The sequence below is a fragment of the Bacillus carboniphilus genome (assembly GCF_020524035.2).
Taxonomy (GTDB): domain Bacteria; phylum Bacillota; class Bacilli; order Bacillales; family JAIVKR01; genus Bacillus_CC.
Genome location: NZ_CP129013.1, coordinates 1,063,296 through 1,075,121 on the forward strand (window position 1 = coordinate 1,063,296; position 11,826 = coordinate 1,075,121).

Sequence of the window (11,826 nt, forward strand, 5' to 3'; positions counted from 1 at the left end):
TTTCCTACCCTTCATCTGCTAAATCTTCTTTATTAAATAATCGTTGAGCTACTGTTTCAGGTTGCACTGCAGATAAAATAATGTGATCACTATCCATTACAACTACAGCTCGAGTTCGTCTACCATAAGTAGCATCAATCAGTCTACCACTATCTCTTGCATCTTGAATAATCCTTTTAATTGGAGCGGATTCAGGGCTTACAATAGAGATGATTCGATTAGCGGATACAATATTTCCGAATCCAATATTGATTAGTTTAATACTCAATTTAATTCCCCCTAAGCTTGTATATTTTAGCTTATCCTCAAATCTTCACCTATAAACGTGCATGGGGAGTTCACTCAATATTTTGAACTTGCTCCTTCAACTTTTCAATGAGACTTTTTATTTCTAATACTTTTTCAGAAATGCCGTAATGATTGATTTTTGAGCCAATCGTGTTCGCTTCACGATTCATTTCTTGAATGATAAAGTCAAGTTTTCTTCCAATTGGATCATTGACTGTTAAGGTTTGTGTAAATTGATTAATATGACTCTTTAACCTTGTTACTTCTTCTGTAATATCCACTTTATCAGCAAATAGAGCAACTTCTGTGAGCAAGCGATCTTCTTCAACATGCCCTGATACCAGTTCCTTAACACGTCTTTTTATTTTTTCATAATAATGCTTTGTCGCTTCTGGAACAAGTTGCTCGATTGATTTAATTTCTTCCATAAGATTCTCCAACAATTCTCTCATTGCTTGATAAAGTTGCAACCCTTCTGTTGCCCTCATATTGACTAACCGTTCTACTGCTTGTTTAACTCCCGTTAATACTAGCTGTTCGACCTCCTGGTCAACATCTGGAGTTTCAATTGTTTCAAAAGCTTCATCTAACTTTAACATTTGCTCTAAATGAATTTCATTTTTGAGGTTAAACCGCTCATTTAGTTGTAAGAGCGATTGATAGTATTGATCCAATAGGGACCAATTGACTACAAAAGATTGAGAAACAGGCGCTTCTCCCTCTACTGTTATGTATACTTCTAATCTTCCTCTATGAATATATTGAGATATGAGTTTCTTTATTTTATCCTCAAAGCTAACTAAAGACCGAGGAGATTTAATACTGGACTCAAAAAAGCGATGATTAACTGATTTCATTTCAATATGTACGGTTAATTTTTGATTACTTACAGTTGAGCGTCCAAACCCTGTCATACTGTTTACCAAACAATCACTTCCCTTTATGTCCGTGTTCAAAAAGTCAAAAAATCATATCCTGATACTTTTTAAACTTCCTCTAAAGACAACGAAAAAGGTAATAGAACATCCTTTCTACTACCTTTTCAAATTATATCACATTTTTTTTTTTATTTTCTTGAAAAAAGTGAGCCTGCTAATAAAAAGGTTGGGATTGCTGCTAAACCGATCACTAGCAACCAATCTGACGACTTAATTGGAACAGTGTGAAAAATAGATTGTAGCGGTGGGTAATAAACAACGATGATCATGGCTACAAGAGAAGAGACAACCGCAACATTTAAATAAAAATTACCGAACGGGTTTCGTTCAAATATCGATTTTTCAGAGCGACAGTCAAACACTAAGATGAGCTGGGCTATCACAAGAATCATAAAGGCAACTGTTTGAGCATATATGAGTGGCTTATTAAAATGACTGTACATCATGATGAAACCAATCAAAGTAACGGATCCGATTAAAAAAACCTCTTGAAAGGATCTTCCAACCTAACCCTCTAGCAAAAATTCCTTCATTCGGGTTCCTAGGACCTCTTTTCATTACGTCTTGTTCTGGCTTATCTAAACCTAAAGCCATCGCTGGAAGACCATCTGTCACTAAATTTACCCAAAGAATTTGAATAGGGACTAAAGGAAGTGGTAATCCTAATATCATAGCAAACAGCATAACAAAAATTTCTCCAACATTTGATGCTAATAAATAGCGGATAAACTTCCTAATATTATCGTATATATTTCTCCCTTCTTTAATAGCGTCCTTAATGGTCCGAAAATTATCATCTAAAAGTACAAGTGAGGAAGCTTCTTTTGCTACATCAGTCCCGCTGATCCCCATACTTATGCCAATATCCGAGGCTTTTATAGCTGGAGCATCGTTTACACCATCACCTGTCATAGCAACAATATGACCTTTTTTTTGAAAGGCTTGGACAATTTTTAGTTTATCCTCAGGTGATACCCTTGCAAAAACAAACGTTTCATCCACTATGTCACTTAGATCATCGACCGTCATTTTTGATAAGCCTTTCCCATCAACCACCCTGCCATTAGGAGGAAGGATGTTTAATTGTTTGGCAATCGCTCTAGCTGTAACGACATGATCACCTGTAATCATCACGGTTTTAATCCCCGCTTGTTTACACTCATAAATAGAAGATTTCACTTCAGGACGAGGAGGATCTAACATTCCTTGTAAGCCGATAAAAATTAAGTCCTTTTCTATGTTTTTTTCAACGTTGCTCGGCTCTCTCTCTATTGGTTTAAAAGCAATTGCAATTGTTCTTAATGATTTTGATGCCAAAATATCGATCGCTTCTTTTGTTTTGTGAAAATGAGTTTTTGTTAGTGTTTGATTACGATTATCCCATAAAATTGATTTACAATGGTTTAATAGTAGGTCAGGAGCTCCTTTCGTCACAACAAATTTATTTCCTTTTTGATCTTTAACAACAACGCTCATCATTTTCCTAGTCGAATCAAATGGGATTTCCTTGATGATATGGAATTGCTCTTTTAATGTTTCTTTTAAATAACCAGCCTTCATACCAGAAACGAGTAATGCCCCTTCTGTTGGATTTCCATCAACGATAAAACGTCGTTCTTCTCTTTTTATTTCTGATGAATTGCATAACATCCCAAAAGATAATAATTGTTGAAGCGAACGGTTATTTTTAGGGTTTATCTTTTCCTCGTGATAATAAAAACCCCCATTAGGCTCATAACCTGAGCCAGTTACGTTCCATGTTTTCCCTCCCACCCATAGATGAGTAACCGTCATTTTGTTTTGGGTTAACGTGCCCGTTTTATCCGAACAAATTACAGAAGCACAACCTAACGTCTCGACCGCTGGCAATTTCCTTACAATCGATTTTTTCTTGATCATCCTTTGTACCCCTAATGATAAGGCAACGGTGACGATTGCCGGTAATCCTTCAGGGATTGCTGCCACAGCTAAGGAAACGCCTGCTAAAAACATTCGATACATATCATGCCCTTGAATGATTCCAATGGAAACAACCAGAACCGTTAAAAGCAATGCAATGTAGATAAGAAACTTCCCTAATTGTTCTAATCTTTTTTGCAAGGGAGTCATTAAAGCCGTTTGTGTTGAAAGTAGATCAGCGATTTGCCCCATTACCGTTTCCATCCCTGTTCTTACAACTACTCCTAAACCTGAACCTCTTGTCACTAACGTCCCCATAAACGCCATGTTTAGTTGATCACCTATTGGAATATGTTCATCTGCTAGGGTACAGACTCTTTTTAATACAGGTACAGATTCTCCTGTTAAAGTTGATTCTTCAATTTCAAGGCTTGTACTAGATAAGAGTTTGACATCTGCGCCGATTCGATCTCCACTCGTAAATTTTACAACGTCACCTTTTACGAGTTCCTTAGATAAAATCTTCATCCATTTCCCATCACGCAATACGTGAACATGGGGTGCAGATAATTCCTTCAAGGCATCTAATGACTTTTCAGCTCTTCTTTCTTGAAAAAAACCTAAAAAAGCATTAATCATCACAATCGCAATGATCGCAATTGCATCTACATACTCACCTAAAAGACCGGATATAATGGTTGCCACAAGCAAAATAATGACCATAAAATCTTTAAATTGACTAATAAATAAGGATATATAAGAAGTTTTACTCTCTTCTTTTAATTCATTACTACCATATTTGTTTCTCCTTACCTCTACTTCATTTTCTGAAAGCCCATGATTAACATCTATATGTAACTTACGGGAAATCTCATCGATGTTGTAGTTATGCCACCTTTCCATCTATTCAACCCCATTCTCTCTATATTTCGAACAACTACTTATCGTAAACATATTCATCCTTGTCCATAAAAATGCTATCAATTCTTTTAACAAAACCCGTAAATTGTTATGATAGAAAAACGGAAGTATTTTAAGAACATGAATCTAACTATTAAAGAGGTTGTAATCGATGGCGTATGATGGAATTTTCACTTATTGCATGATTAATGAGCTGAAGCAGCTTAAGAACGGTAAAATCACAAAAATATACCAACCATTTAAACACGAAGTTATTTTACATATTAGAAGTAATGGAAAAAACCAAAAATTATTACTATCGGCTCACCCAAGCTATTCACGAGTGCATTTAACTAATGAAACTCTTGGAAATCCCGAAGTTCCTCCGATGTTTTGTATGGTATTAAGAAAGCATTTAGAAGGAAGTGTGATTGAAGAAATTGAAGGTCATGAATGTGAAAGAATGATCTTTATCACCGTTCGCTCCAGAAATGAAATTGGTGACATTACTTATAAACGTTTAATCATTGAGATTATGGGAAGACATAGTAACATTATTTTAATGGACATCGACAAAAATATAATTATTGATGCCATTAAGCATTTATCACCTGCCCAAAACCGATATCGCACAGTCTTACCTGGACAGCCATACGTTTTGCCACCAAAGCAAGACAAGTTGGACGCTTTTCACATTTCAGAAGAAGATGTTCTTCGAAAACTCGATTTTAATTCTGGTAAATTGGCGGATCAAATTGTGCAAAAGATTGGCGGAATTTCTCCTTTATTAGCGAAAGAGATGGTATTTAAAGCAGGAATTGCCAATCGTGCTACCTTGCCGAAAGAAGTGTGCTCCCTTCTTGAAAAAATAAAAGATAGACAAATGAATCCCACCATTATGATTAACAAGGAAAAAGAGTTGTTTTACTTGTTTCCTTTAGACCATATAAAAAGTGAGACGAAATCATTTGACTCGTTGAGCGAAATGCTTGATCGATTTTATTTCCAAAAAGCGGAACGAGACCGAGTCAAACAACAAACACATGACATTGAAAGGTTTTTACTTAACGAGCGAAAAAAGAATAAAACAAAATTAAAAAAATTGGCGAATACATTAGATTCAGCTAAACAAGCAGATCAATATCGACTGTTTGGCGAGCTATTAACTTCCCATATTTATGCGTTTAAAAAAGGCGATAAAAAGGTCACGGTTAGCAACTATTATGAAGAGGATAATTCCTCATTAACAATTGAGATAAATCCTTTAAAATCACCGTCTGAAAACGCCCAATTTTATTTTCAAAAATATCAAAAGGCAAAAAAATCAATATCAATTGTGAAGGAGCAAATTGAACAAACGAACATAGAAATTGAATATATCGAAGGACTTCTTCAACAATTAGAATCTGCCTCCGTAAAAGATGTAAAGGAAATAAGAGAAGAATTGATTGAAGGTGGTTACTTTAAGAAAAAACAATCAAAGCAATCAAAAAAACGAAAGCAACAAGCTCCCGTATTAGAAAAGTATTTGACGAGCAATCAAGAAGTCATTTTAGTAGGCAAAAACAATAAACAAAATGAATATTTAACAAATAAATTTGCAAGTAAACGTGATCTTTGGTTTCATACGAAAGATATACCCGGCTCCCATGTTGTCTTAAAGAGTGAAAATCCTAGTGAAGAGAGTATTATGGAAGCCGCTCAACTTGCCGCTTACTTTAGTAAAGCGAAAAATTCAAGCAATGTCCCTGTTGATTATACGCTCATTAAAAACGTCAAAAAACCAAATGGAGCAAAACCTGGTTATGTCATTTATGACGACCAGCTAACGATTTATGCGACTCCTGATGAGGACAAAATATTATCTTTGAAAAAGTAATTTATCACAAAAATCCCTGATTATTTAGGGTCAACAGGGATTTTTGTTTGACTGCTACTAATAAGCATTCTCTTTCTCACTTGGTGTTTTTTAGAGAGTGCTTCAATCTCTTCTTCTGACAAACGCTTGATTGTGTCATTGCACATTTTTTTTGCCCATTTTGGATCCGCTCCAAATGAACAAACCGACACTAAAATATTTTCTTTGCTAGCTGAAGCTGGAAAGATGACATTCCCTTGTTCGTAATATGAAACCACATTCACTAGTTGATTTGGGGTGCATTGATCCGCAATTTGTTTGTTTACGTTTTCTTGATCTGTGGCTGCAATAACTAAAAAAGCACCTTCTAAATCTCGTTTCTGAAAATATTTTTGATGCCACGTTAGTTTCTTTTTATCCTTCCATTTTTGTATTTCCTCCGTTATCATTGGGCTAACGACGGTTATAAGCGCTTCCTCCGCCAACATGTTTTTGATTTTTCTCTCGGCAATAGCGCCCCCTCCAACAACGACCACTTTTTTGTCTTTTAATGATAAAACAATACTAATCATAAATCGCATCCTTTCAAATCTTTACAATACCTCTTGTTTAAATGCTAACCAGTTGATCTTTTCATGAAATCGAACAACCTCACCAATTACAACAATACTCGGGCTTTGGAAGTTTAAATGATCCCCCTTTTCACAAACTTCTTGGAGAGAAGAGATCACCGTTTTTTGATGTTTATAAGTCCCCCAATGAATAACAGCTAAAGGAGTAGAACTATTTTTTCCACTCACCATTAATCTTTTACAAATGTCTATAAGGTTCGTAATCCCCATGTAAATCACTAAAGTGTCGACAAAAGCGGCCACATATTCCCAGTTTAATTCTTTTTCACCGTCTTTTTTCATATGACCGGATATAAACATCGTATTTGAACTAAACTCTCGATGGGTTACTGGGATACCTGCATACAAAGGAGCGGCTAAACCAGAGGTGATGCCTGGGACAATTTCAAAATCAATTCCAGCTTGAGCTAGCTGCTCTGCTTCTTCCGCCCCACGACCAAATACAAAAGGGTCTCCCCCTTTTAACCTCGTGACTTTTTTTCCTTCCTTAGCAAACTGAATTAATAATTGATGAATCTCTTCTTGTTTCATTGAATGATTATTTGGTTGTTTCCCACAATATATGGATTCCGCTTCTTTTTTTGCATACGACAAAATTTCTTGATTCACTAACCGATCGTACAAAATGACATCTGCAGATTGAATACACTTAACAGCTTTTAACGTAAGTAGTTCGGGATCTCCAGGACCAGCTCCAACAAGATACACATACCCCACCATCATCCCTCCAAGAAACTAGCAGCTAAAACAAAACCTGTCGTTTTTTTAGCGTTCTTCTTTTCATATAAAACAATTTCATCAATTTGAGGTACTGATATATAGTACTTCTCTAATTCTATATCGACTTGTTTAAACGCTATTTCGTCCGTGTCTGCTATAATGATGACAGGAACCAATCCTTGCTCACACTTTACTTCAAATCGATATATATTCATACTAAAAACCATTGATTAAACGTTTCTTGTATGGAATCGACACCCACTCGATCAATATATTTCAAAAAATTCTCACCTGTCTTCTTCTGATCTTTAAACTGATTTAATAAGTAAACTAATGCAGACAATAATTGATCGGCTTCAACTTTCCCTTTTAATTTTTGATTAAATTCCCCTCCATTCTCCAAGGTCCCACCAATATAAATTTCAAATGCCTCTACTAACCTCTTATCCTTTGTTTTAATCTTAATTCCTTGTAGCCCAATATCAGCAATTTGCCTTTGGCCACAAGAATTTGGGCAACCGACGATATGTATCCGAACAGGAACATCTAAGGAAATTCTTTCATCAAGAGACTTCGCAAGTTCCCTCATTCTTTCTTTCGTTTCAACTAATGCTAAATTACAATATTCAATGCCTGTACATGAGACTGCATACCCCATAAATATAGGAGGCTTAACTTTATATTTATTTCGAATAATAGGTTCTTCAAGCAATTGATCGATATTTTCATTTTTTACATTTGGGATAATTAAATTTTGAGAGTTGCAATGCCTCAGTTCACCATCCCCATACTTTTTAGAAATATTTGCAAAATTTTGGATATCTTCCCCTCTCAAACGACCAACAGGAATATTCAATCCAACATAAGATAAACCTTCTTGTTTTTGTGAATGAACACCGTAAAAATAACCTGCATTCCAGCCTTTTGTTTCATCTTTTCCTAAAGTCGGGAACTCCCCAACATACTCTTCTAATTTATCTTGAAATTTTTCCTTTCCCCAATCCGCAACTAAAAACTTGAGCCTCGCTCGATGTCGTTTTTCCCTGTATCCATAATCTCTAAAAATTGTTGTTACTGCTACAGCTACATCTTTCACTTGTTCAGGTAGAACAAACATATTCAGCGTTTCAGCTAAATAAGGCTTCGATGATAGCCCTCCTCCTACCTTAACGTGAAAACCAACCTTTTCCTCACCACTTATTTTTTTTGTAGCAGGTATGAATGATAAACAATTGATTTCTGCATTAGATGCATTATACACATTAGAGCTAATGGATACTTTATATTTTCGAGGGAGGTTTGAAAAATCAGAATTTCGCTGGAACAACTGATAGATTTCTTCAACAATCGGTCTTGTATCTAACAATTCGTCTCCGTCAATTCCCGCAAGTGGATTTCCAACAATATTTCTAGTAATATCGCCACAAGCTCCAGCAGATGATAATCCGCCTGACTTCAATCGGTTGAAGATGTCTGGAATGTCCTCGATTGTCAACCAATGAAATTGAACCGCTTGCCTAGTAGTTATATCATAAACACCTCGGCCGTAGTCTTTGGCAATACTTGATAAAACGATCGCTTGATTATAAGACAAAACCCCTGAGGGAATGTTTACTCTTAGCATAAAGTAACCGTCTTCTTTCGGTCTCTGCAAATAGAGCCCTGCATATTTAAACAAATCCCACTCTTCTTTCGGAATGGAATCAAATCCTTCTTTTGCATACTTAGGAATGTCATTATATATTTCCAAGCCATCTTTTTTTAGCTTCATTTTTTCTACCTTATTAAGGTTAGGCTGGTTCTCCCATTTTTTTATATAAGTCATAAAAAGTGCCCCCTTTTTATTCACTCTCTATAAATATATGGCTCAGTTTTAAATCATATTTTTATTTTTCAAATATTTTAGTATTTTTTTAACTGATTGATTAATACTCTCTCTCTCTGTGTCTACTTTAATTTCCGGGTTTAACGGTTTCTCATACGGAGCGTCAACCCCCGTAAAGTCTTTAATTTTTCCATTCCTAGCTTTTTCGTACAATCCTTTAGGATCCCGATTTTCACATTCCGATAAAGAACAATCAACAAAGACTTCAATGAATTCATTCATTTCTAACAAGCTTCGAACTAATTTTCGATCTTCTTCATAAGGAGAAATAAAAGCAGTTATAACTGCTACTCCTGCGTCTACTAGCAACTTACTAGTCTCACCAATACGACGAATATTTTCTTTACGATCTTCTTCGGAAAAATGTAAATCTTTATTGAGTCCATGTCTAATATTGTCACCATCTAGGACGTAGTTCAAAATCCCCTCATCAAACAGACTCCTTGAAATTTCATTTGCTAAAGTAGATTTACCAGAACCAGATAACCCTGTAAACCATATTACAAAGCTATGGTGACCTAGCTTCTCTCTCCGTTCTTGTTTTGTTACTAATGCTTGATGCCAAGTTATTTCTTTAGACAATGTCATCACCTTTTAAGAATTTTTAATGCCCTTTTCCATAAAATCCATATGAGCGGTAATAGGAGGATTACCCATAGTAAGTGATAAGAGTTTATCCATGCTTGAAAAATAATGAAAGATAATACGAAAGAAAAAAATGGAGAAAGTAGCCATACTCGAAAAACTTGGCGAACGATTTTTTTCTTAAAAACGTCGCTTCCTTCCTTAGATGCTCCAAGCCCAATTAAAGAGGAAGTGGTTATTTGTGTCATTGGGATGGGAACACCAAAGAGGGAACATATGAGTACAAGAGAACCACCTGTTAAAGAAACGAGTAATCCCTGTAATTTTGAAAATTCTACAATCCTTTTTCCATTCGTTTCAAGAACTTTTTTTTCCGAGTAAAATAACACCTAAGGCTATAAAAAATCCACCAATCCACTTTCCTTCTCCTTCAGTAAATAATCCTACACCTACTATAGGTCCTACCGCATTGGCCACATTATTCATCCCTGCTGCAAAGGCTTCTAAAAATCCTGCACCAATTAATAAATAGGTTAATCCCTTCGCTTTCTCTAATGCTGCGAGTCGATCTTGATGCTTTTGTAAAAAATTATTAACAAAATAGGCTAAGAAAAATGCAATCAAAGGAACTAGAAACCATAAGGAAATGATCCCTATAAGCGGTACAATATAAACTGAGCTTAGTGAAGCACCTACACCAACAACGGCTCCCACCGTCACTTCACTTGTCGATAGGGGGGATTCCTAATAGGTTGGCAATAAACAACGACATTGTGGCAGAAAGCAAAATAACGATAACGATCTTAATCGTTAAGAATTGTGGATCAATAAGCCCCTCACCAATGGTCCGGATTACTTCCCCCCCACCTATTGTCGCCCCTAGATAAATAGCAATTGCACAAATGAAAAGGGCATGAATGTTTCGATTAATTGCTTTAGATCCGTACGCCACTCCCATGGAGGCTGCGGCTCCGCTTGCACCTATATTTAAAGCAAAAAAACAACTGATTATAATTGCAATCCATTCCATATTATGACCTTCTTACGTTCTCATGTAGTCCGCATTCAAGTTTGTCTTTTCCTTTCCACCTTCCTGATCGTAAATCTTCTTCTTGACAGGTTGGAGACGTACAAGGGAAACAACCAATACTTGGATAACCTTGATCATGTAATTTATTGTATGGTAAATGATTGTTATGAGCATAGCGCCATATTTCTTTCCAGGTCCAATGTGCAATAGGACAAATTTTAATTTTTTTAAATTGATGATCTTGGTTTATAAACTGTATATGCTCTCTCGTTAAAGATTGTTCCTTTCGAAGACCTGAAATCCATGCATATTTATTTTGTAACGTTTTTCTTAATGGATCTACTTTACGAAGGTGGCAACATAAGGAAGGGTTTCTTTCCCAAAGTTTTTCTCCATATTGATTTGCTTGTTCCTCAACAGATAGCTCAGGTTCGATTAGTTTTATAACTAAGTAAGGGTATTTTTCTTTTACAGAGTTAATAACATCGTAGGTTTCTTGAAAGTGAAGGTGTGTATTTAAGAAGACAACCGTAGCAGAAGATTCAACTTTCGTTAGTAGATCGATTAAAACAATTCCCTCTATGCCAAAACTACAGGCATAAACAATTGCATCCTTATCATAAGTCTCAAAAGCCCAATTTAATACTTGCAAGGCTCCTTTTGTCTCATCTTTTTTATCGAAGGTAAGTTCCCCAATTTCATCTTCGTACGTTAACATCTCGATCCTCACACCTCCTTTCTTAAAATTTTGAGACAAGTTCTTCACCTAAAAATATTGAAGGCGACACCCCTTACTTCGCAGGGAGGTGTCACCTTTGATTCATTTGGTTTAAGTGTAGTATAAATTCTTATTTATCTGAAATTTTACACAATTTACTTTAGGATGTCAATCCGATTTTTCAGATAGGAATTATTAAGACTGTTTTTTTCTAAATTCAATTCCCATAACCCCTACTAGACAAAGGATCACTGATAAGTCATTAAATGATTTAACTTTTAAAAAATAGACTCTAAGAAAAGTTACGGTCATAACCTCATCAATTAAATTTGACAATGAAAGCCCTCTAGTGAAAAGACTAGAGGGCTAAATA

13 protein-coding genes and 1 pseudogene are annotated in these 11,826 nt (G+C 35.7%); 1 reads left to right on the forward strand and 13 read right to left on the reverse strand.

The genetic code is table 11. The features are described 5' to 3' along the window. Positions 1-4: 4 nt before the first annotated feature. The 3 genes and pseudogenes from remA to LC087_RS05370 form a co-directional block, all read right to left on the reverse strand. Entirely contained in the window at positions 5-268 is a 264-nt protein-coding gene (gene remA / locus LC087_RS05360) for an extracellular matrix/biofilm regulator RemA (protein ID WP_226538386.1), read from the reverse strand. Between the two features lie 70 nt (positions 269-338). Further along, entirely contained in the window at positions 339-1,214 is an 876-nt protein-coding gene (locus LC087_RS05365) for a YicC/YloC family endoribonuclease (protein ID WP_226538387.1), read from the reverse strand. 140 nt (positions 1,215-1,354) lie between these two features. Beyond that, positions 1,355-4,028, reverse strand: a pseudogene (locus LC087_RS05370) (cation-translocating P-type ATPase). Between the two features lie 169 nt (positions 4,029-4,197). Between LC087_RS05370 and LC087_RS05375 the strand changes: the two are divergent. Continuing rightward, positions 4,198-5,904 (forward strand): Rqc2 family fibronectin-binding protein, encoded by a 1,707-nt coding sequence (locus LC087_RS05375; protein ID WP_226538389.1) that lies wholly within the window; start codon positions 4,198-4,200, stop codon positions 5,902-5,904. A 20-nt stretch (positions 5,905-5,924) separates the two neighbouring features. Here the strand turns inward: LC087_RS05375 and LC087_RS05380 are convergent, their stop codons facing one another. The 10 genes from LC087_RS05380 to LC087_RS05425 form a co-directional block, all read right to left on the reverse strand. Beyond that, positions 5,925-6,455: a precorrin-2 dehydrogenase/sirohydrochlorin ferrochelatase family protein gene (locus tag LC087_RS05380; RefSeq protein ID WP_226538390.1), complete on the reverse strand. Its 531-nt coding sequence runs from the start codon at positions 6,453-6,455 to the stop codon at positions 5,925-5,927. Between the two features lie 21 nt (positions 6,456-6,476). Further along, the gene (gene cobA / locus LC087_RS05385; protein ID WP_226538391.1) at positions 6,477-7,232 is read right to left on the reverse strand and encodes a uroporphyrinogen-III C-methyltransferase; all 756 of its coding nucleotides are present in this window, start codon (positions 7,230-7,232) and stop codon (positions 6,477-6,479) included. Between the two features lie 2 nt (positions 7,233-7,234). Next, positions 7,235-7,450, reverse strand: coding sequence for a DUF3906 family protein (locus LC087_RS05390; RefSeq protein ID WP_226538392.1), 216 nt, complete (start codon positions 7,448-7,450; stop codon positions 7,235-7,237). Then, complete coding sequence (locus LC087_RS05395) at positions 7,447-9,060, reverse strand: nitrite/sulfite reductase (RefSeq protein WP_226538393.1); 1,614 nt, start codon at positions 9,058-9,060, stop codon at positions 7,447-7,449. Before LC087_RS05395 ends, LC087_RS05390 begins: the two co-directional genes overlap by 4 nt. Before the next feature lie 48 nt (positions 9,061-9,108). Next, a complete protein-coding gene (gene cysC, locus LC087_RS05400; protein ID WP_226538394.1) occupies positions 9,109-9,708 on the reverse strand; it encodes an adenylyl-sulfate kinase in 600 nt (199 codons plus the stop codon). Next, a complete protein-coding gene (locus tag LC087_RS05405) occupies positions 9,708-10,094 on the reverse strand; it encodes an inorganic phosphate transporter (RefSeq protein ID WP_306020257.1) in 387 nt (128 codons plus the stop codon). Before LC087_RS05405 ends, cysC begins: the two co-directional genes overlap by 1 nt. Next, positions 10,063-10,419 (reverse strand): inorganic phosphate transporter, encoded by a 357-nt coding sequence (locus LC087_RS05410; RefSeq protein ID WP_306020259.1) that lies wholly within the window; start codon positions 10,417-10,419, stop codon positions 10,063-10,065. The genes LC087_RS05405 and LC087_RS05410 overlap by 32 nt, the downstream gene beginning before the upstream one ends. 7 nt (positions 10,420-10,426) lie before the next feature. Then, positions 10,427-10,735: an inorganic phosphate transporter gene (locus LC087_RS05415; RefSeq protein ID WP_306020260.1), complete on the reverse strand. Its 309-nt coding sequence runs from the start codon at positions 10,733-10,735 to the stop codon at positions 10,427-10,429. 1 nt (position 10,736) lies between these two features. Further along, complete coding sequence (locus LC087_RS05420; protein ID WP_226538396.1) at positions 10,737-11,453, reverse strand: phosphoadenylyl-sulfate reductase; 717 nt, start codon at positions 11,451-11,453, stop codon at positions 10,737-10,739. 195 nt (positions 11,454-11,648) lie between these two features. Continuing rightward, complete coding sequence (locus tag LC087_RS05425) at positions 11,649-11,789, reverse strand: hypothetical protein (protein ID WP_226538397.1); 141 nt, start codon at positions 11,787-11,789, stop codon at positions 11,649-11,651. Positions 11,790-11,826: the final 37 nt, after the last annotated feature.